Annotated in this window: 21 protein-coding genes and 2 riboswitches; of the genes, 12 read left to right on the forward strand and 9 right to left on the reverse strand. The window is 73.5% G+C overall.

Annotation, left to right across the window (positions count from 1 at the left end; translation table 11 throughout):
- Window positions 1-2,416: 2,416 nt before the first annotated feature.
- Window positions 2,417-2,656, forward strand: coding sequence for an acyl carrier protein (locus tag ACZ6TB_RS44415; protein ID WP_465566654.1), 240 nt, complete (start codon window positions 2,417-2,419; stop codon window positions 2,654-2,656).
- A gap of 41 nt (window positions 2,657-2,697) precedes the next feature.
- Here ACZ6TB_RS44415 and ACZ6TB_RS44420 read toward each other — a convergent pair whose 3' ends face one another.
- The gene (locus tag ACZ6TB_RS44420; protein WP_465566500.1) at window positions 2,698-4,842 is read right to left on the reverse strand and encodes a glycoside hydrolase family 3 C-terminal domain-containing protein; all 2,145 of its coding nucleotides are present in this window, start codon (window positions 4,840-4,842) and stop codon (window positions 2,698-2,700) included.
- A 150-nt stretch (window positions 4,843-4,992) separates the two neighbouring features.
- Here ACZ6TB_RS44420 and ACZ6TB_RS44425 point away from each other — a divergent pair, with 150 nt between their 5' ends.
- The 4 genes from ACZ6TB_RS44425 to ACZ6TB_RS44440 all read left to right on the forward strand — a co-directional run bounded on the left by ACZ6TB_RS44425 (window position 4,993) and on the right by ACZ6TB_RS44440 (window position 8,391).
- Window positions 4,993-5,970, forward strand: coding sequence for an alpha/beta hydrolase (locus ACZ6TB_RS44425; protein WP_465566503.1), 978 nt, complete (start codon window positions 4,993-4,995; stop codon window positions 5,968-5,970).
- A gap of 14 nt (window positions 5,971-5,984) precedes the next feature.
- Window positions 5,985-6,965: a helix-turn-helix domain-containing protein gene (locus ACZ6TB_RS44430; protein WP_465566505.1), complete on the forward strand. Its 981-nt coding sequence runs from the start codon at window positions 5,985-5,987 to the stop codon at window positions 6,963-6,965.
- A gap of 53 nt (window positions 6,966-7,018) precedes the next feature.
- Complete coding sequence (locus tag ACZ6TB_RS44435) at window positions 7,019-7,306, forward strand: hypothetical protein (protein ID WP_465566506.1); 288 nt, start codon at window positions 7,019-7,021, stop codon at window positions 7,304-7,306.
- A gap of 647 nt (window positions 7,307-7,953) precedes the next feature.
- Window positions 7,954-8,391: a CBS domain-containing protein gene (locus tag ACZ6TB_RS44440; RefSeq protein ID WP_465566509.1), complete on the forward strand. Its 438-nt coding sequence runs from the start codon at window positions 7,954-7,956 to the stop codon at window positions 8,389-8,391.
- Window positions 8,392-8,570: 179 nt separating this feature from the next.
- Here the strand turns inward: ACZ6TB_RS44440 and ACZ6TB_RS44445 are convergent, their stop codons facing one another.
- The gene (locus ACZ6TB_RS44445; RefSeq protein WP_465566512.1) at window positions 8,571-9,350 is read right to left on the reverse strand and encodes a DUF1684 domain-containing protein; all 780 of its coding nucleotides are present in this window, start codon (window positions 9,348-9,350) and stop codon (window positions 8,571-8,573) included.
- A gap of 32 nt (window positions 9,351-9,382) precedes the next feature.
- A riboswitch (SAM riboswitch) is annotated at window positions 9,383-9,497 on the forward strand.
- Window positions 9,498-9,524: 27 nt separating this feature from the next.
- Between ACZ6TB_RS44445 and ACZ6TB_RS44450 the strand changes: the two genes are divergently transcribed.
- From ACZ6TB_RS44450 to ACZ6TB_RS44460, 3 genes are read left to right on the forward strand one after another with little or no spacing between them, the layout of a single operon-like run.
- Complete coding sequence (locus tag ACZ6TB_RS44450) at window positions 9,525-10,739, forward strand: aminotransferase class V-fold PLP-dependent enzyme (protein ID WP_465566514.1); 1,215 nt, start codon at window positions 9,525-9,527, stop codon at window positions 10,737-10,739.
- The gene (locus tag ACZ6TB_RS44455) at window positions 10,736-11,023 is read left to right on the forward strand and encodes a hypothetical protein (RefSeq protein WP_465566516.1); all 288 of its coding nucleotides are present in this window, start codon (window positions 10,736-10,738) and stop codon (window positions 11,021-11,023) included. Before ACZ6TB_RS44450 ends, ACZ6TB_RS44455 begins: the two co-directional genes overlap by 4 nt.
- On the forward strand, window positions 11,016-11,735 hold the full coding sequence (locus tag ACZ6TB_RS44460) for an alpha/beta fold hydrolase (protein WP_465566519.1): 720 nt from the start codon (window positions 11,016-11,018) through the stop codon (window positions 11,733-11,735). The genes ACZ6TB_RS44455 and ACZ6TB_RS44460 overlap by 8 nt, the downstream gene beginning before the upstream one ends.
- Here the strand turns inward: ACZ6TB_RS44460 and ACZ6TB_RS44465 are convergent.
- Window positions 11,699-12,478, reverse strand: a complete 780-nt coding sequence (locus ACZ6TB_RS44465; RefSeq protein ID WP_465566522.1) for an LLM class F420-dependent oxidoreductase — start codon at window positions 12,476-12,478, stop codon at window positions 11,699-11,701. The two genes, ACZ6TB_RS44460 and ACZ6TB_RS44465, sit on opposite strands and share 37 nt — an antisense overlap.
- 37 nt (window positions 12,479-12,515) lie before the next feature.
- Between ACZ6TB_RS44465 and ACZ6TB_RS44470 the strand changes: the two genes are divergently transcribed.
- Window positions 12,516-15,338 carry an ATP-binding protein gene (locus tag ACZ6TB_RS44470; RefSeq protein ID WP_465566523.1) on the forward strand — a complete coding sequence of 941 codons (2,823 nt, stop codon included), beginning with the start codon at window positions 12,516-12,518 and terminating at the stop codon, window positions 15,336-15,338.
- Window positions 15,339-15,341: 3 nt separating this feature from the next.
- Window positions 15,342-15,950, forward strand: a complete 609-nt coding sequence (locus tag ACZ6TB_RS44475; protein WP_465566525.1) for a DUF4352 domain-containing protein — start codon at window positions 15,342-15,344, stop codon at window positions 15,948-15,950.
- Here the strand turns inward: ACZ6TB_RS44475 and ACZ6TB_RS44480 are convergent.
- From ACZ6TB_RS44480 to ACZ6TB_RS44490, 3 genes are read right to left on the reverse strand one after another with little or no spacing between them, the layout of a single operon-like run.
- On the reverse strand, window positions 15,935-17,548 hold the full coding sequence (locus ACZ6TB_RS44480) for an RICIN domain-containing protein (RefSeq protein WP_465566526.1): 1,614 nt from the start codon (window positions 17,546-17,548) through the stop codon (window positions 15,935-15,937). The genes ACZ6TB_RS44475 and ACZ6TB_RS44480 overlap by 16 nt on opposite strands.
- Entirely contained in the window at window positions 17,545-18,180 is a 636-nt protein-coding gene (locus ACZ6TB_RS44485) for a PulJ/GspJ family protein (RefSeq protein ID WP_465566529.1), read from the reverse strand. The genes ACZ6TB_RS44480 and ACZ6TB_RS44485 overlap by 4 nt, the downstream gene beginning before the upstream one ends.
- Window positions 18,181-18,191: 11 nt before the next feature.
- Window positions 18,192-18,821, reverse strand: coding sequence for a type IV pilus modification PilV family protein (locus ACZ6TB_RS44490; RefSeq protein WP_465566531.1), 630 nt, complete (start codon window positions 18,819-18,821; stop codon window positions 18,192-18,194).
- A 46-nt stretch (window positions 18,822-18,867) separates the two neighbouring features.
- Here ACZ6TB_RS44490 and ACZ6TB_RS44495 point away from each other — a divergent pair, with 46 nt between their 5' ends.
- Complete coding sequence (locus tag ACZ6TB_RS44495) at window positions 18,868-19,425, forward strand: DUF1349 domain-containing protein (protein ID WP_465566534.1); 558 nt, start codon at window positions 18,868-18,870, stop codon at window positions 19,423-19,425.
- Here ACZ6TB_RS44495 and ACZ6TB_RS44500 read toward each other — a convergent pair whose 3' ends face one another.
- The 3 genes from ACZ6TB_RS44500 to ACZ6TB_RS44510 form a co-directional block, all read right to left on the reverse strand.
- Window positions 19,426-19,905, reverse strand: a complete 480-nt coding sequence (locus tag ACZ6TB_RS44500) for a YcxB family protein (protein ID WP_465566537.1) — start codon at window positions 19,903-19,905, stop codon at window positions 19,426-19,428.
- A gap of 21 nt (window positions 19,906-19,926) precedes the next feature.
- A complete protein-coding gene (locus tag ACZ6TB_RS44505; RefSeq protein WP_465566539.1) occupies window positions 19,927-20,715 on the reverse strand; it encodes a glutamate-cysteine ligase family protein in 789 nt (262 codons plus the stop codon).
- Window positions 20,716-20,797: 82 nt separating this feature from the next.
- Window positions 20,798-22,402, reverse strand: coding sequence for a methyl-accepting chemotaxis protein (locus ACZ6TB_RS44510; RefSeq protein WP_465566541.1), 1,605 nt, complete (start codon window positions 22,400-22,402; stop codon window positions 20,798-20,800).
- Between the two features lie 96 nt (window positions 22,403-22,498).
- Window positions 22,499-22,595, forward strand: a riboswitch (glycine riboswitch).
- A 122-nt stretch (window positions 22,596-22,717) separates the two neighbouring features.
- Here ACZ6TB_RS44510 and ACZ6TB_RS44515 point away from each other — a divergent pair.
- Window positions 22,718-24,049, forward strand: coding sequence for an L-serine ammonia-lyase (locus tag ACZ6TB_RS44515; RefSeq protein WP_465566544.1), 1,332 nt, complete (start codon window positions 22,718-22,720; stop codon window positions 24,047-24,049).
- Window positions 24,050-24,077 lie beyond the last annotated feature (28 nt).

Consider the following 24,077-nt stretch of genomic DNA (forward strand, 5'->3'; position numbering starts at 1 on the left):
CCTCGGGGCGCTCGCCCAAGTTGGAGTCGCCGGCGGCGCGCCGGTGGTGCTGCTGGACGCGATCAACGAGTCGCCGGCGGCGCCCGAGCTGATGAAGGACGCACTGCGCACGCTGCTCCGGCAGTTCGAGCGGGCCGGCGTGAAACTGGTCGTCACCTGCCGCACCGACTTCTGGCAGTTCTACCGCGCGCCGTTCTGGGCCCTCTACACCGAAGCCCGCGGGCACGACCTGCCGCCGTTCCGGCCCGAGCAACTCGGCGGCATCCTGTCCGCCTACTTCGCGTCCTTCGAGGTCGGTGGCGAACTGCTGGGCGACGCCCGCGAGCGCTGCCGGCACCCGCTGATGCTGCGCCTGTTCTGCGAGGCCTACCGCGGCCGCCAGGTCGGCGAGGTGCGCGACCTGCGGCTGTACCGGCTGTTCAAGCTCTTCTGGCAGCGCAAGATCGACCAGGTCCGGGACGTGCGGAACCTGCGGCACGGCGACGCGGTCGCGCGGCTCGTGCTGGAGGTGGCCGCCTGCATGCGCCGCCGCGGCGCCATGTCGGTTCCCCGGGACGAGCTGGCCGGCGCGCTCGCGATCGGCACGGCCGAGATGGACGGCAGCGACTCCCTCTACAGCCGCGTCCTCGACGAGGAGATCCTCCTCGAGGAGAGCGTCGATCCGGACGCCGGCATCCGCAACGTCATCTTCGTCTACGACCGCTTCGCCGAGTACGTGCTCGCCCTGGACCTGTACGCCGAGCTGGGCTGGCAGACGCAGACCCGCGCCGGGATCGTCCGCGACGCCGAGCGGCTGATGACCGAGGAGCACGAGTTCGGCTCGCTGCGCGGGGCCATCGAGTTCCTGGTGCAGCGCCTGGAGGACCGGCGGCCGGGCGAGGGCCTCCAGTTCGCGGTGCTCCGCGCCATGATCGAGCGGGACTGGAAGTGGCGGCGCATCGGCGCGGTGCTGACGTTCCAGCTGGACCCGGCGCTGTCCGGGCCGGCGTTCTGGCGGTTCGCCGGCGAGCTGGCCGGCGGCGAGCGGGACCTGGTCCGCCGGGTGGTCGCCGACCAGGTCGGCCAGCACGCCCACCGCCACCCGGACGAGGTGGCCGGCCTTCTCGACCGGCTCGCGGACGACCAGGCCGAGTCGGTGCGCGCCGCCGCCCGCGACGCGATGCGCCGGCTGCCGCCCGATGTCGCGCTGCGGGACGTCGCCGGGCTCCTGCGCCGCCCGTGGGTGCTCTTCTGGCCGGTCGACGGCGCGTCGCCGGTGCTGCGGCACAAGCTCGAACGGGTCATCGAGGCCGGCGCGGATCCGGTGGCGGCGCTCGCGGCGTTCGAGGCCGCGCAGCCGGCGAACCTCGGCGCTCTGCTCGCCCTCGAGGAGCTGGCCGACGGCTTCGCCCGCCTCGGCACGCCGGAGGCGGGGGCATGGCGCGCGGCGGCGAGCACGCTGGCGGCGTCGGCCGAGCTGACCTTCGACCGCGACCTGGCCGCCCTCTACTGCCTGCGGCGGCTGTGCGCGGCGGCCGGGCCGCTGGTCGCGGGCCTGCGGCGGCAACGCCCGCGGGGGAACGTCCTGGAGACTCCGGTCCGGGAGCTGGCGCGCTTCGATCGGTTCCCGCGGGAGCTGGCCCGGGCGGCCGGCATGACCCGCCGGCCGCCCGCGGACTTCCGGTCGCGGTTCCATCCGCCGCTCGAGCTCCACACGGTGTTCGGCGTCATCCGCGAGCTGGTCCGGGTCGAGGCGCCCGAGGCCCGGTCGCCGCGCAGCGCGTCCCGGCCGATCTGGCAGAGCGACGAGCAGCGCGCCCTGACCGATGCGGAAGGCTTCTTCCGGGTCGTGGCGGCCGTCGAACATCGGACCGGGCTACCGGCCGGCGACGGCACGCGGCTGCTCGACACCGATGGCGCGGCGCGGCGGACCGTCCAGGACGACCTGCTGGCCCGGTTCGGCCTGACCGCCCCGGAACCGGAGCTCCGGCGGCTCACCACCGCGGGGCGGCTCGCGGTCTGGATCTGGGACCGGACCCACAGCCTGCGCCGGCGTCAGCTGCGGGCCGACCGGGCCCGGGAGTCGATCGCCCGGCTCACCCCGGCGCAGGTCGCCGAGCGGTTCGCGGCCTACCGGCTGACGCCGATGGACGCCGTGCAGCAGGACGACCTCGCCGACGACCTGCTCGCGGTCGGCGGGGAGGGCGCCGACGATCCCGCCCCGCTCGTCGCGCCGCTGGTCATCTGGCACGACGAGCACGACTCGGACCTGATCGACCGGCGCATCGACGAGCTGCACATGCGGGCCCCCGACGCGTTCTGGCGGCTCGTGCAGGCCATGCTCGCGCACCCGGACCAGCGGGTGGTCGACGCCGCCGGCCGGGCCGTCGACCGCGCCGAGAGCCTCGAGCGGGACGAGCCGCTCGAGGCCGAGGTGATGGCCGGGCTCGCCGGGATCGTGGCGGAGGTGGCCGGGGTCGACCCGGCCGACGTCCGGCCCGGCTCCCACGCGCTCGACGACCTGGACATCGACTCGCTCGCCATGGTCGAGGTGCTGGTGGCCGCGGAGGAGCGGTTCGGGATCGCGATCCCCGACGCCCGGGCCACCGACCCCGAGATGCTGATCGTCCGCAACGCCGTGCGCTACATCATCGGCGAGATGCGGCCGAAACCCTAGACGGTGGCCCGCTGGACGTCGGCCCGCTGGACGTCGGCCCGCTAGACGTTGGCCCGCTTGACCAGGTCGGCGAGGATCTCGGCGGTGAACGGGCTGCCCGGGAACATCGCCATCCGGCCGAGCGGGAAGTTCGCCAGCATCTCGATCATCGACGAGTCCATCGGCAGGGAGGCGGCGCCCGAGGTGGCCATCGTGGTGAAGACGTCGGCCAGCAGGTCGGCGCCGCGCGGGTCGGACAGCCACTCGGCGACCGTCGAGTCGGCGGTCAGCGGCACCCGTGCCTCGTCGCCGGGGACGTCGACGGTGAGCGTGGCGCGGATGTCGCGCGAGGAGGCGCCGATCTCGATGCGGTACGCGCCGCCCTCGACCACCCAGCGCGACAGCCGCACGTCCCAGTAGGCCAGGTCGGCGCGGTCGATGTGCAGCACGACCTCGGCGGTCTCGCCGGCGGCGATCGGCACGCTCGCGAACGCCTTCAACTCACGCGGGGCGCGGAGCACTCTCGAGGACGGCATTCCCGTGTACGCCTGGACGACCTCCCGCCCGTCGACCGGCCCCGCGTTGGTGACCGGCAGGCGGAGCTCGACGCCGTCCTCGCCAACGACGGCGCTCGCCTCGCCGTACGAGAACGTGGTGTACGAAAGCCCGAAGCCGAACGGGTAGGCCACCTCCTGCTCGCGCGCGTCGAAGCCGCGGTAGCCGACGTGGATGCCCTCGCCGTAGCGCACGTGGCCGGCCTCGCCCGGGAAGTCCAGGTAGGACGGGTGGTCGGCGAGCCGGAGCGGGATCGTCTCGGCGAGCCGGCCGGACGGGTTGACCCGGCCGAAGAGCACGTCGGCCACGGCGCTGCCGCCGGCCTGGCCGAGCAGCCAGCCTTCGATCAATCCGGCGACATCGGCATCCCACGGCTTGGTGATGACCACCGCTCCATTCGAGAGCACGACGACCGTACGCCGGTTGGCCGCGGCCACCCGGCCGATCAGCTCCCGGTGCGCGGCCGGCAGGTCGAGCGACTCGCGGTCGGCGCCCTCGCTCTCCTGCTCGGTGCCGGCGAAGACGACCGCCACGTCGGCCCCGCGCGCCGCCTCGACCGCCTCGTCGCCGCCGGCCGCGAACGTGACCCGGCCGGGCGCGGCCTCGGTGATCGCGGTGAGGGCGTCGTCGAGGCGGGTCGGGGTCATCTGCGAGCTGCCGCCGCCCTGGTAGCGCGGGGTGCGGGCGAGCTCGCCGATCACCGCGATGCGCTGCCCCTCGGCGCGCAGGGGGAGGACGCCGTCCTCGTTCTTGAGCAGCACGACGCCGCGGGCGGCGATCTCCCGGGCCAGGGCGTGGTGCGCGTCCTGGTGGTAGCCGTCCGATTTGTCCTTCACGGACCGTTCGACCAGGTCGCGCACGCGCGAGGCGGCCTTCGCCAGGGTCCCGGCCGGAAGGAGATTGTGGGTGACCGCGTCGATCAGGGCCTGGTCCCCGGCCGGGTCCGGACCCGGCATCGTCAGATCGAGACCCGCACGCACGGCCTCGACCCGGTCCACCACCGCACCCCAGTCCGACACGACGACGCCACGGAAGCCCCACTCGTCCCGCAGGACCTCGGTCAGCAGCCAGTGGTGCTGGCTGGCGTAGACGCCGTTCACCCGGTTGTAGGCGCACATCACGGTCCAGGGTTGCGCGGTCGTCACGACCCGCTGGAAGGCCCGCAGATAGAGCTCGCGCAGGGACCGCTCGTCCACGTCGGCGCTGATCCGCATGCGGTCGGTCTCCTGGCTGTTCACGGCGAAGTGCTTGAGCGACGCACCCACCCCGCGGGACTGGAGCCCCTGCACCCAGGCGGCCGCGAGCACGCCCGCCACCAGCGGGTCCTCGCTGAAGTACTCGAAGTTGCGGCCGCCCAGCGGCGTCCGCTTGAGGTTGATGCCCGGCCCGAGCAGCACCTGCACGCCCATCGCCCGGCACTCGTCGCCGAGCGCCTCGCCCATCCGGCGCAGCAGCTCGGGGTCCCACGTCGAACCGGACGCGACGGCCGGCGGGAAACACGTCGCCGGCCGGCCGGTCAGCAGATCGTCGCCGCTCTGGAGGCGTACGCCATGCGGTCCGTCGGTCAGGGTGATCGCCCGGACGTCGCCCGCGGCGGTGCTGGACCAGAAGTCGTTGCCGCTGGTGATGGCCGCTTGCTCGTGCAGTTCCATCTCGGGCTCCCTCGATGAGTTTCCGGTAGTTAGCAACTTAGGCGTCCCGCCGTTCGGCGGGTAAGTTCCGCCGCGTGGCGCTCGGCACCGCGGCCCACCGGTTTCATGCTGGTGACAGCGGTCACATCGCGTTCACCAGGAGGCCCGCCCGTGACGACCACCCTGCCGACCCCGCCACCGTTCGACCCGGAACTCGCGGCGGCGCTCGCCGTCAGCCCGTTCGTGCTGCCGGAGACGATCGACCCCGCGTTCATCGCCGTCATGCGCTCGGGCACGCTGCTGGCCATGCCGTCCGACGACGACCTGCGGCGCGGCGGCGCGTTCCGGTTCGAGGAGCGGGCGGTGCCCGGCCTCGGCGACGACCCCGACATCACCCTGCTGATCTGCGCCCCGGTCGCGCCGAAGGGCACGGTCGGCTGCGTCTACCACGTGCACGGCGGCGGCATGGTGATCGGCGACCGGCGGATGGGCGTCGTCGAGATGCTGGACTGGGCCGAGCGGTTCGACCTCATGGTGGTCTCGGTCGAGTACCGGCTGGCGCCCGAGACGCCGCACCCCGGCCCGGTCGACGACTGCTACGCCGGCCTGCTCTGGACCGCGGCCCACGCCGGCGAGCTGGGCTTCGACCCGTCCCGGCTGATCGTCGCCGGCGGCAGCGCGGGCGGTGGCCTGGCCGCGGCGCTCGCCCTGCGGGCCCGCGACGAGGGCGGTCCGGAGCTGGCCGGGCAGATGCTGATCTGCCCGATGCTCGACGACCGCAACGACACCCCGTCGGCGATCCAGATGGCCGGCCTCGGCGTGTGGGACCGGCGGGCCAACGAGTTCGGCTGGACGGCGCTGCTCGGCCCGCGCCGCGGCGGGGCGGACGTCTCGCCGTACGCCGCCCCCGCCCGTGCCACCGACCTGTCCGGCCTGCCGCCGGCGTTCATCGACGTCGGCTCGGCCGAGACGTTCCGCGACGAGGACGTGGCCTACGCGACCCGCATCTGGCAGGCGGGCGGCCGCGCCGAGCTGCACGTCTGGCCGGGCGGCTTCCACGGCTTCGACAGCCTGGTGCCGCAGGCGCAACTCAGCCGGGAGGCGCGCGAGGCACGGGTACGCTGGCTCGACCGCCTCTTCAACGGCTAGCCGGGGAGCGAAGCGTGAAGGACCTCGCAGTGCGGCTGGCGGCGCTCGACGCGGACGCCGGCGCCGCGCTGCGGGTGATCGCCTACTTCGACAACCTCACCGAGAACAAGGCCGGAATCCAGGCGATCGTACGCGGCGCCGCCGTCCTGGCCGGTTGCCCCGCCCGCCTGGACGACGCCGCCCGCCGCGTCCACGTCCGCGTCGTCCCCGACGGCACCGCCGCCCCCGACCCGACCCCACCCGACCCGCGCTGGATGTGCGTCCCGGTGGCCCCAGACGGCTCGGCCGCCCTGCGCCTGGAACGCCGCGGCGCCCCCGGCCCGGTGGAAGCCATGATCCTCGAGCGAGCCGCCGGCGCGGCCCGCGCCGTGCTGGACCGCACCCGAGGCCGGGCCCCCACCCCCGACCCGGCGTCGATCGAGCTGATCGTCGACGCGTCGGCTGCTCCGGACGTACGCCATCAGGCCCTGCGCCTTTTGAATGTGGCCGCCGCACCGAGGTTGCACGCGATCGCCCTGCCCGGCGGCCCGCTGATTCTGCCGCCCGGCGCGTCCCCGCCGCCGCCGGGCCGCGCCGGAATCGGGCCGGCGGTGGCGCCGCTCGACCTTCCGTCGTCGTACGCCGCCGCCCGGGTGGCCCTGCGGTTCGCGGCGGACGGGTCGCCGGAGGACCCGGGCGCGGCCGTGGTCCGGTACGAGGAACTGGGCGCCCTCGCCCTGCTGGCGGCGGTGCCGGTCGACGCCGAGGTGCCCGATCTGCGCGCGGTGGACCATGCTGTCGCCGCGGCGCCTTGGGTGCTCGAGACGTTGCATGCCTTCGCGGAGGCGCCGAGCCTGCGGGCTGCGGCGTCCGTCCTGCGGCTGCACCATTCGACGTTGCAGGACCGGGTCGCTCAGGCCGAGCATCTGCTGGGGTGGGCGGTGCGGTTGCCACCGGGGCGATTGCGGTTGCAGCTCGCTTTGGCGTTGCGCCGGTTGCGCCGTCATCCCGGCTGAGGTGCTTCGGCTCTGCTTACCTATGCGCGCCGGGCTCGTTCTTTGTGCTGGGCTTGTTCTCTGTGCTGGGCTTGTTCTCTGTGCTGGGCTTGTTCTTTGTGCTGGGCTTGTTCTTTGTGCTGGGCTCGTTCTTTGTGCTGGGCTCGTTCTCTGCGCTGGGCTCGTTCTTTGCTCTTGGCTTGGTTGGCGCTGGGCCGATTGCGCCGCCGTCCTGGCTGGAACGCGGCCGTCCAGCTCTGCTTACCTATATGCGCGGCTCGCCGTCGGGATTGGTCGGGCTCGGCATCGCTCTGCTTACTCATGCGCTCCGCGCTGTGGATAGTTCCCGGAAATTGTCGTAGCTGCCTGCTGTACTCCATCCCACCCAGTAACGGGTGGGGTGGAGTAGGGCTGTGGCTGTGGCTGTGGCTGGGGCGGGCAGTGCGAGGTGGGTGAGAAGCACGAGGTGGGTGGGAAGCAGCGCCTCGGTGAAGCCACGCGCCCCGGCGCGACGCGGGCGGCCTGCGGCGGCGTGTGAGGCGGCGCGGGCGGCGCGGCGAGGTTGGTTGCGGCGGCGTGTGAGGCGTCGCGGGGGCGACGCGGCGCGGTCGGGTTGCGGCGGCGTGTGAGGCGGCGCGGGAGCGACGCGGCGCGGGTGGGTTGCGGTGGCCTGTGAGGCGGCGCGGCAGCGTGTGAGGCGGCGCGGTCGGCGTGGCGCGGTGGGCTGCGGAGGCGCGGCGGGGTGGCGCGGCGCGGGTGGGTTGCGGTGGCCGTGTGAGGCGGGGCAAGGCGGCGCGGGCGGGGGCAAGGCGGTGCGGGCGGGGTGAAGCGGCGAGCAAACGACAACGGCGGCCGCTGGGTGAGTCTTGGGCGGGCTTGACATCTCGATGCTCTTGACATTGGGACGTGATTGACTGCATCTAGGCATATGCACGCAACGCGGCGTGGCTGCCCCTTACCGGACGGCCCGCCCGGCGGCTTCCGCGGATCGGACGAGATGGGGAGCAAGATGCGTATCAGCGACATTCTCCGCGTCAAGGGCAGCAAGGTTGTCACCGTGACGCCGGACTCGGACGTCAGCCGGCTGCTGGCCCTTCTCGCCGAGCACAAGATCGGCGCGGTGATCGTGTCGGGGGACGGCAGCCGGGTCGACGGGATCGTCAGCGAGCGGGACGTGGTGCGGGCGCTCGCGGCTCGGGGGGCGGCGGTTCTGGGGGAGCCGGTGAGCCGGATCCATACGGTCAGCGTTCGGTCGGTGTCGCCCGAAGCGGCGATCGAGGACGTGGCGCGGCTCATGACCGATCATCGGTTCCGGCACGTTCCGGTGCTCGAGGACGGCGGGCTGGTCGGGGTGGTCAGCATCGGCGACGTGGTGAAGAACCGCATCGACGAGCTGGAGACCGAGCGCAGCAACCTCGAGGGATACATCACCGGCGAGCGGCGCTAGCGGCGGGCGAGCGGCACCAAAGGCCGGCAAGCGGCGCCCAAGCGGCCGGGCGGCCCAAGCGCCGGGCGGCCCAAGCGCCGGGCGGCCCAAGCGCCGGGCGGCCCAAGCGCCGGGCGGCCCAAGCGCCGGGCGGCGCCAGCAGCGGGCGGGCGGCGCGAGCGGCCGATGAGCGGCGAGAGCTAGCGGCGATCGAGCGGGATCTGCTCCCCGGCCTCGATCGCCACCGGCAGGCGGTTCTCCGGCGGCGCCAGGCTGCAGGTGGCGAAATCCGTGTAGGCGCACGGCAGGTTCGTCGCGCGATTGAAATCCAGCAGCACGGTGCCGTCGGCGGCGGGCTGGGGGATCGGCAAACGGCGGCTTGCGGGGTACGTGGTGACGCCCGCCGTGGTGTCCGAGAACAGCGTGGTGAGCGCGCCCGGGCCGCCGGCGAAGGTGAGCAGGCTCAGCGGCACGCCGGCGATCTCGAAGTCGACCCGGCCGGCGGCCTCGTCCGCGTCGGTGAGGCCGTCGACGACCGTGGCCAGCGTGACCGTCTCCGGCGCGGCGAACGCGGTCCAGCGGCCTGGAACGATCCACCGCTCGTCGGGCGGGAATGCGGGCGTCCCCGCGTACGTCAGCCGTCTCTTGTTGTCCGGATGGCGCGGCCGGAGGACGTAGCCGGACCCGCGCCGGGCTATCTCGGCGACGGCATCGCCGAACGCGGCGTCGACGCCCTCCTCGTCGACCGCGCCGAAGTCGTGCGAACCGGCGAGCGGCACCCCACCCACGGTGAGCATCTCGCCCGAGCTCAGCGTGACGGTTACGCCGTTCGATGTCACCGACCATGCGCCCGGCACGTCGTCGAAGCGCTGCGGCGACGCGGTCAGCCAGTACATCCCGGTGATCGAGAGGAACCCGTGCGGCGCCGACCGGCGGCCTTCGACCGCGGCGTGCCACTCGGCCCACTCCTGCGCATACATGGCGACCACCTTATTTGGTACGTTGTCGGGCAGGTCATGAGTGTCAGCGCACAGCCCCGGCTTGCTGACCGGCAACCCTTCCATCCGCGATGGGGTGCCCCGGGTGAGGACCGGGCCTTCGCCGACCGGCGCGGGCAAGCGCGGACCCGCGAGAGGGTCCCCTTTTGCGGAGGTATGTCCGTGTCCCTCGCCGTGCAAACAGCCGACCTCGATGTCATCGGCGCCGGATTTGTCCACCTCGACTACGCCGCGACGGCGCCCTGTGTACGAGTGGCCGCCGACGCCGTGAACGACCTGCTCCCCACCTACGGCAGCGTCCACCGCGGCGCCGGCCCGCGGTCGCGGACGTCCACCCTGGAGTACGAGCGGGCGCGCGCCGTCGTCGCCACGTTCCTCGGCTGCCGGCCCGCTGACCAGGTCGTCTTCACCCGCAACACCACCGACGCGCTCAACCTGCTGGCCCGCGCCCTGCCGCCGGGCACGACCACGGTCGTCTTCGACGGCGAGCACCACGCGAACCTGCTGCCCTGGCCGTCGGTGCTCCGGCTGCCCGCGCCCTCGTCGCCGGCCGAGGCGGTGACGGCGGCCGACCGTGCGCTGCGTGACCTGCGCGGACCGGCGTTGCTAACGGTCACGGGAGCGAGCAATTTGACCGGTGAGGTGTGGCCGGTGCGGGCCCTGGCCGAGGTCGCCCACCGGCACGGCGCCCGGATCGCGGTCGACGCCGCCCAGCTCGCCCCGCACGCGCCGGTGTCGCTGGCCGAACTGGACGCCGACTACGTCGCGCTCTCCGGGCACAAGCTGTACGCACCGTTCGGGGCCGGGGTGCTCGCCGGCCGCGCGGACTGGCTCGATCGCGCCGAGCCGTATCTGGCCGGCGGCGGGGCGAGCGCGTGGGTCGGTGATCGGGCCGGCGACGTGCGCTGGGCGACCGGCCCGGCGAGGCACGAGGGCGGCACTCCGAACCTGCTGGGCGCGGTCGCGCTGGGCGCGGTGTGCGCGGCGCTGTTGGAGACCGACCGCGCCGCGCTGCACACGCACGAGCAGCAGCTGCTCGCCCGCCTGCGGGAGGGCTTGCGGCACCTGCCCGGCGCGGTCGAGGTGAGTTTGTTCGGTACGGCCGCAGAGGAAGTCGAGCGCGTGGGCATCGTCTCCATCGCGCTGCCCGGCCGCGACCCCGTAGCCGTCGCGGAGAAGCTGGCCGACACGTTCGGGATCGGGGTGCGAGCGGGCCAGTTCTGCGCCCACCCCCTGGTCCGGCGTCTGGCCGGCCTTCCCGGGAACGCCGGCTGTGGCGAAGCGGGCCTGTTGCGGGCAAGCTTCGGCCTGGGCACGACGACCGACGACATCGACAGCCTTCTCGGGGCGCTGGGGGTTCTGCTGGCATGAGCACGGACGGACTGCTGCTGGCCGCGATCGTCGAGATGGCGCCGGGACGGGCCGCGGCGGGGCGGCGCTACGAGGACGAGGTGCTCGAGCTGCTGCCGCGGCACGGCGGCGTCCTCGAGCGGCGCACCCGCGGCGTCGACGGCGCGGCCGAGGTGCATCTGATCCGGTTCCGCGACCGGGCCGGCTACGAGTCCTTCATGGCCGACCCCGACCGGGCCGAGTTGCGGCGGCGCGCCGGCGATGCCGCCCCGGCGACGCGGGTGATCGAGGTCGGGGATGTCTGACGGCGGGCTGCGGGTCACGGGCGGCGGCCGGGGCGAGCCGCTGCTGCTGTTGCTGCACGGGCTGGGTGCGACCGCCGACGTCTGGTCCGGGTGGCGGCCACTGCTCGCCGAGCGCTGGCCGGGACGCTGGCTGGCCCCGGACCTGCCCGGCCACGGCGGCTCGGCGCCGCTGCCGGAGTACACGTTCGACGCCCTCGCCGCGGCGGTCAGCCCGCTCGCCGGGAGACAGACCGTCGTGTTCGGGCACTCGCTCGGCGGCGTCGTCGCCCTCGCCCTGGCCGCCCGCACCGAGGTGGCCGCCGTCGTCGGGCTCGGCATCAAGGTGGCCTGGACCGACGACGAGCTGGCCCGGGCCCGGGCCCTGGCCGGGCGCCCGGTCCAGTGGTTCGGCTCGCGCGACGAGGCCGCCGCCCGCTACCTGCGCGTGTCGGGCCTGGCGGGGCTGACGGAGCCGGCGGCGAACGGCATCCACGAGCGGGACGGCCGGTGGCGGCTCGCGCTGGACCCGCGAGCCTTCGGGGTGGGCGCCCCGGACATGGCGGCCCTGCTGGCCGGATCGTCCGCGCCGGTGACGCTGGCCCGGGGCGAGCACGACCCGATGAACAGCGACGACGAGCGGACGGTCACGCTGGCGGGGCTGGGACACAACGCGCACGTCGAGAGCCCGGGGCGGTGCTACCCGTTGATCTCGTCCCGCCAGGCGAGCCACTGACGCAGCGAGGACAGGTCGTAGTCGGGGCCGCCGGCCTCGACGGTGAACAGGGTGACGCCGCGGTCGAGCAGGGCCGGGCCCTGGTCGGCCGGCTTGCCGGACACCGCCGCCGAGATCTCGATCTCGGACGGGTCGCGGCCCACGTCGGCGCAGTGCCGGTGGAGGATCTCGGTCTTGCGGGCGATCGTCGCCGCGTCGCCGAAGCTGTGCCAGATGTCGGCGTGGGCGGCGACCAGGCGCAGCGTCTTCTTCTCGCCGCCGCCGCCGATCAGGACGGGGATGTCGCGGGTCGGCGGCGGGTTCAGCTTCGACCAGCGGGACTCGATGCGGGGGAGGGCGACGGCCAGGTCGTCCAGCCGGCCGCCGGCGGTGCCGAACTCGTACCCGTACTCCTGATAGTCGCGTTCGAACCAGCCGGAACCGATGCCCAGGATCAGCCGGCCGTCGCTCACGTGGTCGACGGTGCGGGCCATGTCGGCCAGCAGCTCCGGGTTGCGGTAGCTGTTGCAGGTGACCAGCGCGCCGATCTGCACGCGCGAGGTCTGCTCGGCCCACGCGGCGAGCATCGTCCAGCACTCGAAGTGCAGGCCGTCCGGCTCGCCGTACAGCGGGAAGAAGTGGTCCCAGTTGAACAGGATGTCCGTGCCCAGGTCCTCGGCCTCGGCGACGGCACGGCGGATGGCGCGGTAGTCGGCATGCTGCGGCTGGATCTGGACACCGATCCGGACGGCCCTCGAATTCATGATCACAGCCTAGGCGGCCCTTCTCTTCGCGGCGGAAGTGGACCACGATTACGCCCGGGGGAAGTGGTGGGGGGCGAGGGCCACGAAACGCGGGACGCAGCTGCTCGGACGGCGCCGCGAGTGCGCCGCGATCGATCGGATGGTCGCGGCCGTACGGGCGGGGGAGAGCCGTGTCCTGGTCGTGCACGGTGCGCCGGGCGTCGGCAAGACGGCGCTGCTCGACTATGCCCGGCGGGGCGCGGCCGGGATGCGGGTGCTGCGCGCGGCCGGCGTCGAGTCGGAGATGGAGCTGGCGTTCGCGGCCCTGCACCAGTTGTGCGCGCCGCTGCTCGACCTGCTGCCCCGGCTGCCCGAGCCGCAGCGGGCCGCTCTCGGGACGGTGCTCGGGATGCGTACCGGAAATCCGCCCGACCGCTTTCTCGTCGGTCTCGCCGTGCTCAGCCTGCTCTCCGAGGCCTCCGAAAGCGTCCCGATCCTCTGCGTGGTCGACGACGTGCAGTGGATGGACCGCGCCTCGGCCGAGACCCTGACCTTCGTCGCCCGGCGCCTGCTGGCCGAGTCGGTCGCGCTGCTGTTCGGCACCCGTGACCGCGAGACGACGCTGCTCACCCTGCCCGGGCTCGAGGTCACCGGGCTGCGCGACGCCGACGCGCACGCGCTGCTGAACTCGCTCACCCACGCCGGCCTCGACCGGCCCATCCGCGACCGGATCGTCGCCGAGACCCGCGGCAACCCGCTCGCCCTGGTCGAGCTGCCGCGCGGGCTGACCCCGACGCAGATCGCCGGCGGCCTCGGCCTGCTGCGCACCGGCGGCACGCTGCCGGGCCGGATCGAGGAGAGCTTCCTCAACCGGATCGCCGAGCTGCCCGGCGACACCCGGATGCTGCTGCTGATCGCCGCGGCCGAGCCGCTCGGCGACCCGGCGCTGGTGTGGGCGGCCGCGGAACAGCTCGGGATCAGCCCGGCCACCGCGCTCGCCGAGGGCACCGACGGGCTGCTCGCGGTCCGCGAGCAGGTGACGTTCCGGCATCCGCTGGTGCGGTCGGCGGTCTACCAGACGGCCGAGCCCCGCCACCGCCGCGCCGCGCACCTCGCCCTGGCCGAGGTCACCGACGAGACGACCGACCCGGATCGGCGGGCCTGGCACCGGGCGGCGGCCGCGGCCGGGCCGGACGAGGACGTGGCGGCCGAGCTCGAGCGGTCGGCGGCGCGGGCCCAGGCCCGGGGCGGCCGGGCCGCGGCGGCGGCGTTCCTGCAACGGGCGGTGGCGCTGACCCTGGACGCCCCGCGCCGGATCGGGCGGGCCCTGGCGGCGGCCGAGGCCACCCTCCAGGCCGGCGACATCGAGGGCGCGCGCCGCTTCGTCGACCTCGCCCGCAGCGACGGCGGCGACGAGTTCCCGCGGGCCCGGGCCGAGCTGATCCGCGGCCACATCGCGTTCGCGGCCGGCCGCACCGGCGAGGCGCCCGGGGCGTTGCTCGCCGCCGCCCAGCGGCTGGAACCGTACGACATGGACCTGGCCCGGGAGACGTACCTGCTGGCCTGGGGCGCGGCCCTGATGGCCGGCGACCGCGCGACCATGGTCGCCATCGCCCGCGCGACCGCCGCGCTGCCGCCGCGCGCGGGCCCGCCGCACGCCCTCGACCTGGTCCTCGAGGGCTACGGCGCGATGGTGATCGGCGAGCGCGCCGACGCCGCCCGGGTGCTGCGCCGGGCCGCCGGCCTGATCACCGGCCTGCCGGTCGGCGACGCGCTCGTCTGGGGCTGGGTGGCCAACGGCGTGCCGCCGTCGATCTGGGACGACGAGATCATGCGGGCCCAGGTCGACCGGCAGGTCACGGCCGCGCGGTCGGCCGGCGCGCTCGCCCACCTGCCACTGGACCTGACCGCCTCGGGCATGTCGACCTCGTTCACCGGCGACCTGGCCGCGGTCGCGTCGATCGCCGCCGAGGCCGAGACCATGGCGACGGCGCTGGGCCTGCCGATCTCGCCCTACGTCCGGCTGCGGCTGGCCGCCCTGCGCGGCCGGGAGCCGGAGGCGTCGGCGCTGCTCGCCCGCACGATCGAGCAGGCCGAGGCGGCCGGCGAGGCGCTCGGCGTGACGATCTCGCACTGGTCGGCGGCCGTGCTCAACAACGGGCTGGCCCGGTTCGAGCAGGCGATGACCGCCGCCCGCCGGTCCGCCGCCATCGACGTGCTGTGGGTCGCCGACTGGGCGCTGCCCGAGCTGGTCGAGGCGGCCGCCCGGGCGGGCGAGCCGGAGGTGGCCCGGGCGGCGCTGGACCGGCTCACCGCGTCGGCCGGGCCGTGCGACACCGACTGGGCCCAGGGCACGCTGGCCCGCTGCCGGGCCCTGCTCAGCGACGAACGGGACGCGCCGGACCTCTACCGTACGGCGATAGATCGTCTCGCCCGCACCCGGTTGCGCCCCGAGCTCGCCCGCGCCCACCTGCTCTTCGGCGAGTGGCTGCGCCGCCACCAGCGCCGGGCCGAGGCGCGCGAGCACCTGCGCGGCGCCCACGAGATGTTCGCCGGGATGGGCATGGAGGCGTTCGCCGAACGCGCCCGGCGCGAGCTGCAGGCCACCGGCGAGGTCGCCCGCCGCCGCACGGCCGACGCCGCCGCCCGCGACGAGCTCACCCCGCAGGAACGGCAGATCGCCTCGCTCGTGCGCGACGGATTCTCCAACCACGAGGTCGGCGAGCGGCTGTTCCTGAGCCCGCGGACGGTCGAATGGCACCTGCGCAAGGTCTTCACCAAGCTCGGCGTGACGTCGCGCCGGCAGTTGCGGGAGGCGCTGCCGCTTCTGTCGGATCAGGGGAAAACCGTGGCCGGGCCGGGACCTGTGACCGACAGTTAGGGAGTGACCGGTCGACCACCCGCGCCGCTCAACCCGCTGCTCGCGGCGCTGCTGGCGTGCGGCGCGGTGGCCGTCCTGTTCGTGGCCGGCATGCTGGCGTCGCGGCACGGCATCGGCGACGAGCCGGCCGCGGCCACCGTCCCGCCCTCGTCCCGGGCGGCGACAAAGCCGCTCTCGTCCCGGCCGGCGACAAAGCCGCCTCCGCCCGGCATCGGCGACCCGGTCCGGGACGGCAAGTTCGAGTTCGTGATCTCCCGGGTCGACTGCTCGCGCGCCACCGTCGGCGTCGAGCACCTCACCCGTACGGCGAAAGGGAAGTTCTGCGTCGTGAGCCTGTCGGTGCGCAACATCGCCGGTGGGTCGCAGTACTTCGTCGGCCACGCGCAGAAGGTGTTCGACTCGGCCGGCGCCTCCCACCGCGACGACGAGATCGCCGGCGTCTACGCCAACCACGACACCCAGACGTTCCTCGAGAAGGTGTCGCCGGGCGAGAAGGTGACCGGCAAGCTCGTCTTCGACGTGCCCCGGACGGTCACCCTCACGAGCGTCGACCTGCACGACTCGCTGTTGTCGGGCGGCGTCACCGTGACGCTCCGTCACTTCTCCCGGTAGTCCGAGACCACCGACGACAGGATGCTCGGCGACGCGTTCCACTTCTGCAGGTTCGTGCCGTCGCAGGCGGCCAGCACCAGCTTGCTGATCTTCATGGCGGTGAACTGGTCCCAGTAGTCGGTCGGGGAGGGCAACAGGCAGAAGGGGTTGGCCGCCGTCGTGCCGAAGATCGATTCGATCCGGTACGAGGTCTGGTTGATCCCGGTGAAGACGCTGCGCGTCCACAGCTGGTTGGCCGGGACCGCCGCGCTCAGCGTGCACGGGGTGATCCGCACGTACTGGCCGGCCGCCGTCGACCCCGGGCTGTACAGGCAGTAGGTCGTCACGCCGTCGCTGCCCTTGAGATAGACGCGGCCCTGGGCCGAGACGGCGCCGGTGGCGAGCGTGGGCAGGAACCACACCTGGTTCCACTGGATGACCTTGTTGGGCGACTGCTTGCACGGGAAGATCACCAGGAACGCCGAGCCCACGTTGTTGCCCGTGACGTCCAGGCAGCGGCCGAACTCGTCGTAGTTGACCAGCTGCTTGGTGACGTCGCCGGCCGCGCCCGTCCCGGCGCTGGCGTCCGGGAAGAACGTCTTGTACTTCGTGTAGTCGCCGGACACGCCGCTGCAGGGCGTGCCGTCGGTGCCGTCGCCCTGCGTCCCGGCCACCTTGTTGGTGTTGCCGGCGATGACGTTGTTGATGACCACCGAGGGCGGCAGCGTCGTCCAGTCGACGTTGAAGCACTTGCCGTCCGGGTTCTGCCCGTCAGTGGTGCCCTCGAAGTTGTCGCGGTTGTTGAGGCTCCAGATCTGCGGCAGCTTGGTCGCGTCGCAGTCGACGAAGGTCACCTTGGTGTGGTCGACGCTGGCCGCCGACAGGCAGGCGCCGTTCGGGAAGTTGGTCGAGCCCTCGCTGTTCTTCAGCTGCACCTGCAGGGTCGGGTTGTAGGTGAAGACCTGCTTGGGGTCGGAGGCGGCGCAGGTCGCCAGCACCAGCGACGCGCCGGCGGCGAGCGGGATCGAGTCGGTCACCGCCCGCGGCGCGGTCAGGCACTGATCGCTGTTGTAGACCTTGATCGTGCCGCCCGGGACGTTGGGCTTGGTGCGGCTCTGGAACAGGTAGGTGGCCGTGACCGTGCGGGATCCGCCGCCGTACGTGCCGGTGGAGACCAGCAACGCGTACATCGGTGCGATCAGCGGGCCGCCGCCGGCCGCGCAGCCGATCCGCTTCGATGCCGCCCACGGCTCGGGATCGACGCCGGCCGGCGGCGCCGCGCTGAGGTAGTACACGTTGACGCTGTACGCGGCGGTGCTCGCGGCGCCGACCGGGCCGGCGATCTTGACGTCCGGGCCGCCGGCGATGGCCGAGCACGGCAGGCTGCTCAGCGGCGCGTCGCCGGTCGCGTTCACCGGCAGCGCCCGCAGCTGGCCGAGCCCCGACTCGATGCCGCTGTTGGCGGCGTCCATGGCGACCGCGTGGTTGGAGTCGTAGCGCGCGGTGCCGAGCTGGAGGGTCACCGTGCTGCCGAGCATGCCGATCGCGCCGACCGCGATGATCGACAGCAGCATCACCAGCGGCAGCGAGCCGCCGTCGTCGCGCCGGATCGCCATCATGACCGGGCCGCCGCGTTGTAGCAGGGCTCGGCCGTCGCCGCGATCGGGTTGCCGGCGGTGTCCAGGGCCGTCGCCGCGTACGTGTTGAGGGCCGTGTAGGTCACCGCGCTGGTCTTGGTCATGTCGCCCGAGGTGGCGCTGAGCCGGACGGTGAGCAACTGGTGGTTGACCGCCTGCGTCGGCTGGGCGCGTGTGAACGGCGTGGCCCCCTTGACCAGGTTCGAGGCCAGCGGCAGCCAGGTGCCCGGCCCGGCACTCGACCCGATCGTCCACGAGCGGCTCTGCAACTGCATGTTCCGCGGGTCGGTGCCGGTCAACCGCAACTGCAGACACCTCTTCGCGTACGTCGTGTCGGCCGGCTGCTCCTTTTCCACGATCATGATTTCGACGTACGGGGAACCCGGTGTCCCCTCGTTGTGCACGGTCCCGATCGAGTAGGCGTACCGGATCGATTTGTCCAGCCGCAGGAGGGCGACGCTGAGCTGGCTCTCCACCGCCGAGTCCGCCTCCGCCGTGATGTTGGCCCGGTAGACCTGGAGGATGCCGGTGGTGGCGACCGCGCCGACCACGGAGATGATCCCGAGCACCACCAGCATCTCGATGAGGCTGTAGCCGCGGTCCTGCTGTCTCATCCGCCCACGTCTCATCCGCCGACCAGGAAGGGGTCGGTGACGGCGGTGCTGAAGAGTCCCGCCTGGGCGTAGGAGCAGAACCCGCCGGCGCAGCTCGACTGGTCCCAGCCGACCGCGACGACCAGCCGCACGAGGGGCGCCGCGGCGGTGGCGGCCCCGCAGGCGAGGTTCGTGGTCGAGCCGGTGACGGCCGGTTGCCAGCAGCTGCCGAGGTAGTAGTAGCGCTCGAACGACACCCCGTCGAGCTGCACGATCTGCGGGTCGTCCGGGGCGGCGACGGTCGAGCCGTCGGACTGCGGGCCCGGCTGGGGGAGGCTGAGCGCGCCCGTGCCGCCGGCATCCCACCGGGCGACGCCGGCGCCGAGCATCGCGGTGACCTGGGCCGAGACGACGGGCGTGCAGGCGCCGCACGGGGCGCGCCCGCCGAGCAGCGCCGAGCCCCGGACCCCGCGGGCCCGTTCCATCCCCTCCACCGCGAGCTGCACGGCGGTGTCCCGGAGCGACGCGTACCGCCCGGCCCGCCGCGAGTTGACCATGAAGACGGTCATCGACGTCATGATCAGCGTGAGAATCCCCAGGGAGACGATGACCTCGACGAGCGTGAACCCCTCGTCGGCGTCGCGGCCGGGACCTCTCCGCACATCGTCCCGATCGGCGGCCGATGGCAAGATCTGAGGGATGCAGAGGATGTCCTGGCGGAACGAGCCGCCGCGGTGGTCCGACGAGGATGGCGTGATCCGGGTCCGGACCGGGCTGAAGACCGACTTCTGGCGGCGCACGTTCTACGGCTACGTCACCGACAACGGGCACTTCTACCACCGCCCGGTGACCGGTGACTTCAGCGCCTCGGTGGTGGTGTCGGCCGGGCATGCGGCGCTGTTCGACCAGGCCGGCCTGATGCTGCGGGCGGGCGAGGGCACCTGGCTGAAGACGGGCCTCGAGGTGACCTCCGGCGCGGTGCAGCTCAGCACGGTGCTGACGCGCAACGAATCCGATTTGTCGGTCGTGCCGGTGCCTTCTTACCGGGGCGAGCTGCTGCTGCGGCTGACCCGGTTCGGCTCGGCGGTGTGCGTGCACCGCGGCGACAGGGACGGGGCGTGGCAGCTGGTGCGGCTGGGGTACCTGGATCTGCCCGAGACCGTGGACGTCGGGGTCATGTGCTGCTCGCCGCAGCGCGAAGGACTCGAGGTCACCTTCCGTGATTTCCGGGTCGGCGAGCCGATCTCCCGCGAAGGCCTGGAATAGCTAGCCGAACGCGGCCGGGTGGGCCAGGAAGAAGTCGTTGAGGGTGGTGCGGTCGGCCTCGGCCAGGGCCCTGCGGGGCACGCTGAGGCTGCGGCCGGCGCCGAGCCGCACGATCCAGGTGGACGGCCAGCGGTCGACCCGGGTGACCTTGTCCCACGGCACGTCGGTGCGGCCGGCGGCGGTCAGCTGCGTCATGCCGGTGGCGGTGAACTCGTAGTGGTACGGCTGCGCGAACGCCTTGCGGCGCACCGCCCAGGCGGCCAGCACGAGCAGCTCGAAGGCCAGCGGGACGAGCAGCAGGAACACCCCCGCGGGCAGGACGGTGGCGCTGGGATGCCCGGCGACCAGCGACTGCCCGGCCCCGACGGCGATCAGCGCCAGCGGCACCGCGCGGCCGATGGTGGCGCGCACGCCGTAACCGATCAGCGCCATCTTCCGGTACACGGCGTACGTGATCCGGATCTCCCCCGTCAGAACCATGCGCGGCAGTATGCCAGCCGTCTACTTCGGAAGGTCGCTCAGGATGTCGTCGGCCGGGCAGCGCGCACGCAGGACGTAGCGCTCGGTGAAGGCGGCCACCGCGTCGCGCAGGGTGCGGTCGGCGCCGTGGCGGGACAGCGCCGCGTAGGCGGCCAGGAAGCACTCGCGGGCGGCGGCGGCCAGGACCGGGTCGGTGAGGGCGTCGCGGGCGGCGCGTTCCCAGAGGCGGGGCTCGTGCTCCAGGTGGGCGGTCGCGCGCTCGGCCTCGGCGGCGGCCCGCGGGTCGTCCATCAGCGTGGTGAGGACGGCGATCGGGATCGGCCAGCCGCCGGCCGGCTGATGGTCGGCGACGTCGATCTCGAGGTGGCCGCGGGCGGCGACCGGCGGGTGCGGCGACGCGGCGTGGGGGAGGACCGCCAGGTCGCGGTGGGCGGACTGGCGAACGCTGCGCCAGCCGGGCGACGGGGTGTTGGCGAAGGCGGCGGCCAGCACCGGCGCCAGCAGGTAGGCCCGGCGCCGGCGGCTCGCCCGGCCGAGGACGCCGCCGCCCGCCAGGCCGGCCTCGAGACCGACCAGGATGCCGGCGTCGTCCGACTCCGCCGGGAGGCGGCCGGCCAGCGCCAGGTCGTCGGCCATGCGGGACAGGCAGACGGCCAGGCCGGGGGAGGGCGGGCCGCTGACCACGGCCACGGTGGCGGTGCGGGCCTTCAGGAAGCCGTGCCGCAGCAGGGTGCGCGCGGCCGGGCCGGCCACGTCGACCGCGGCCCCGACGAAGCCGGGCGGGGAAGGGACGAACGACGGTGTGGTCACGATGCGCCTCGCCGGGTGCGTGGTGGGCCGGGCGAGGCTGACCATAGCATTCCCATATGCGCGATAGGAATGGACCGCATCGTCAGATCGAGAAGCGGTCCACCGTCTGGCGCAACCGGGCCGCCAGGGCGTGCACGTCGCCGGCCGCGCGGGTCGCCTCGGCGACGGCGTTGCGGCTGGTGGCGGTGCTCTGGGCGACCGACGAGATGCCGTGCGCGATCTCGCTGGCCCCGTCCGCGGCCTCGGTGACGCCCCGGTTCATCTCGGTCGTCGTGGCGCTCTGCTCCTCGACCGCCGACGCGATCGTCGTCTGGTAGTCGCTGATCTGCTCGATGATCTGGCTGATCCCGTCGATCGCGGTGACCGCCTCGCCGGTGTCCTGCTGGATCGCCTGGATCCGCTGGGCGATCTCCTCGGTCGCCCGGGCCGTCTCCTGGGCCAGGTCCTTCACCTCGGACGCCACCACCGCGAAGCCCTTGCCGAGCTCGCCGGCCCGGGCCGCCTCGATCGTCGCGTTCAGCGCCAGCAGGTTGGTCTGGGCGGCGATCGCCTGGATCGTGGTGACGACGGTGCCGATCTGCGCCGACGACTCGCCGAGCCGGTTGATCGTGGCGCTGGTGTCGCGGGCCGCGGTCACCGCGCCCGCCGCCACGCCGGCCGCGTCGGCCGCGTTGCGGGAGATCTCCGAGATCGAGGCGCCCATCTGCTCGGCGCCGGCGGCCACCGTCTGCACGTTGCCGGAGACGCCGCCGGCCGTGCCGGCGACGCTTTCCGCCTGCTCGTACGCGCTGTTCACGGCCCCGTCGATCTGCCCGCTGACCCGGTACATCGTGTCCGCCGCCGCGGCCAGCGCGCGCGCGTCGTCGCTGATCTGGCCGATGGTCGCCGCCACCCCGGTCGCGGCGTCGTCGGCGGCCCGCGCCATGTCGGCCAGCTCGTCCGTCCCGCTGTCGTGCAGCCGTACGCCCAGATCACCGCCGGCCACGCTCCGGAGCGCGCCGATCACGCGGTTCGCCGGCCGCGAGATGCTGCGGCTGACCAGCACCGTGAGCACCACCGCGGCGACCACCGCGAGCGCGAACGTGATCAGCATCCAGTCCCGGGCGGTCGCCGCCGAGTCCTGCGCTTCGCGGGTGGTTTTCTCGGCCCGGCCCGCCACCGAGTCGACCAGCTTCTGGGTCTGCTGGACGATCGCGTAGTAGATCTCGTAGCCGGGACCGAGGATCATCTTGTTGCCGCCGGCGATGTCGCTCTTCGCGAACAGCGCGACGATCTGGTCGTCGGCCTGGAAGTACGCCGTCCACTGCTGCTGGAGCCCGGCGAACAGGTCCTTCTCGGTCGAGGTCATCAGGTCCGTACGGGTCTCCGCCAGCAACGCCTTGAGCAGCTTCGCGTCGTTGAGGAAGCCGGCCCGGTTGTCCGACGCCGGATCGACGGCCTTCTGCGGCGAGAGGCGGTAGACGTCCCACGCGTACGCGATCTGCCAGCCCGAGATGTCGCCGTCGTAGTACTTCTGCTCGTCGACCTGGCGCCGCAGCACCTGGAGGTCGCGCACCGCCCCGGCCGAGTCCGACTGCCGTTGCAGCGCGATCACACCGATCGCGACCACGATGCCCAGCAGGACCAGGATGAGGGCGAAACAGGCGCCCAGGCGCGCGCCGAGGCGCAAACGTCGAACTAGCGTCACTTCCTCCGTTTCGGCATGGTTGAGCCGGGACTGAGCGGGTTGACGGAGACGGTCCCGGGCTGTCACGCTCGGAACACAATCGAAGATCGCGCCGTATGAACCGCGGCGGGAGAGTCCCCGGGCCGTCACCGGGGCGCCGAAGGAGCAAGCCCTCCCCGGGAATCTCTCAGGCACCCGTTACCGCCGCATGGCAGGCGACTCTGGAAAGCCGGGACGACGTGGTCCCGCACCCACGGTGCAAACCGCCCGCGCGGCGGCGAAGCTCTCAGGTATCCATGACAGAGCGGGGAGGCCACCCTCCGAGGGGAGCCTTTCGTGCCGGTCAGCGCCTTCGACCTCTACTCCATCGGGATCGGCCCGTCGTCCTCCCACACCGTGGGACCGATGCGGGCCGCCCGCCGTTTCGCCGCCGAGGTGCCCAAGGCCGCCCGCCTGCGCGCCGAGCTGTTCGGCTCGCTCGGCGCCACCGGCCGCGGCCACCACTCCGACGCCGCCGTGCTGCTCGGCCTCGAGGGCGAGGACCCGGCCACCGTCGACACCGCCACGGTCGCGGCCCGGGTCGTCGCCATCCAGGAGGCCGGCGCCGTCTCGCTCGCGGGTGATCCGGTGCCGGTCGAGCTGATCCTGCACCGCCGCCGCAGCCTGCCCTTCCACCCCAACGGCATGACGTTCACCGCGTGGGCCCAGGACGGCTCGGTGCTGGCCGAGCGCACGTTCTACTCGGTCGGCGGCGGCTTCATCCTCGAGGAGGGCGAGGAGCGGGCCACCGACGACGCCGAGCTGCGGCACCCGTTCGTCTCCGGTGACACCCTGCTCGCGACCTGTGCCGCCGAGCGGACCAGCATCTCGGGCGTGATGCTGGCCAACGAGCGGGCCTGGCGCGACGACGCCGCGATCCGCGACGGCCTGCTGTCGATCTGGCGGGTGATGCACGCCTGCGTCGAGCGCGGCCTGATGGCCGAGGAGGGCGTTCTCCCCGGTGGGCTCGGCGTGCGTCGCCGGGCGCCGGGTCTCTGGCGCGATCTGGTCGTACGCCCGGACGCCGACGACCCGCTGCACGTGATCGACTGGGTGAACCTCTACGCGCTGGCCGTCAACGAGGAGAACGCGGCCGGCGGGCGGGTCGTCACCGCGCCCACCAACGGCGCCGCCGGCATCATCCCCGCGGTCCTGCACTACTACCGCCGGTTCGTGCCCGGCTCGGGCGACGACGGCGTGGTCCGCTTCCTGCTCACCGCCGCCGCCGTCGGCATCCTGATCAAGGGGGCCGCGTCGATCTCCGGCGCCGAGGTCGGCTGCCAGGGCGAGGTCGGGTCGGCGGCGGCGATGGCGGCCGCCGGTTTGTGCGAGGTTCTCGGGGGTACGCCCGAGCAGGTGGAGAACGCCGCGGAGATCGCGCTCGAGCACAGCCTCGGGCTCACCTGCGATCCGGTCGGTGGCCTGGTGCAGGTGCCGTGCATCGAGCGGAACGCGATCGCGAGCGTCAAGGCGATCAACGCGGCCCGGCTCGCGCTGCGCGGCGACGGCAGTCACCGGGTCAGCCTCGACACCGCCATCCGCACCATGCGCGACACCGGCCGGGACATGTCGACGAAGTACAAGGAGACGTCGCTCGGCGGGCTCGCCGTCACCGTCGTCGAGTGCTGAGCGAAGGATTCGGGCTGAGAGGAGGAAA

It is taken from the genome of Actinoplanes sp. NPDC051537, from assembly GCF_055586105.1.

Excerpts from the sequence above, each read along its gene's own strand:
- ACZ6TB_RS44450 (WP_465566514.1), top strand. The coding sequence starts at position 9,525 with ATGTCCGTGTCCCTCGCCGTGCAAACAGCCGACCTCGATGTCATCGGC.
- ACZ6TB_RS44485 (WP_465566529.1), bottom strand. The coding sequence starts at position 18,180 with ATGAGACAGCAGGACCGCGGCTACAGCCTCATCGAGATGCTGGTGGTG.
- ACZ6TB_RS44500 (WP_465566537.1), bottom strand. The coding sequence starts at position 19,905 with ATGGTTCTGACGGGGGAGATCCGGATCACGTACGCCGTGTACCGGAAG.
- ACZ6TB_RS44465 (WP_465566522.1), bottom strand. The coding sequence starts at position 12,478 with ATGAATTCGAGGGCCGTCCGGATCGGTGTCCAGATCCAGCCGCAGCAT.
- ACZ6TB_RS44445 (WP_465566512.1), bottom strand. The coding sequence starts at position 9,350 with ATGTATGCGCAGGAGTGGGCCGAGTGGCACGCCGCGGTCGAAGGCCGC.
- ACZ6TB_RS44495 (WP_465566534.1), top strand. The coding sequence starts at position 18,868 with ATGTCCTGGCGGAACGAGCCGCCGCGGTGGTCCGACGAGGATGGCGTG.
- ACZ6TB_RS44415 (WP_465566654.1), top strand. The coding sequence starts at position 2,417 with ATGGCCGGGCTCGCCGGGATCGTGGCGGAGGTGGCCGGGGTCGACCCG.
- ACZ6TB_RS44460 (WP_465566519.1), top strand. The coding sequence starts at position 11,016 with ATGTCTGACGGCGGGCTGCGGGTCACGGGCGGCGGCCGGGGCGAGCCG.
- ACZ6TB_RS44420 (WP_465566500.1), bottom strand. The coding sequence starts at position 4,842 with ATGGAACTGCACGAGCAAGCGGCCATCACCAGCGGCAACGACTTCTGG.
- ACZ6TB_RS44480 (WP_465566526.1), bottom strand. The coding sequence starts at position 17,548 with ATGATGGCGATCCGGCGCGACGACGGCGGCTCGCTGCCGCTGGTGATG.
- ACZ6TB_RS44455 (WP_465566516.1), top strand. The coding sequence starts at position 10,736 with ATGAGCACGGACGGACTGCTGCTGGCCGCGATCGTCGAGATGGCGCCG.
- ACZ6TB_RS44440 (WP_465566509.1), top strand. The coding sequence starts at position 7,954 with ATGCGTATCAGCGACATTCTCCGCGTCAAGGGCAGCAAGGTTGTCACC.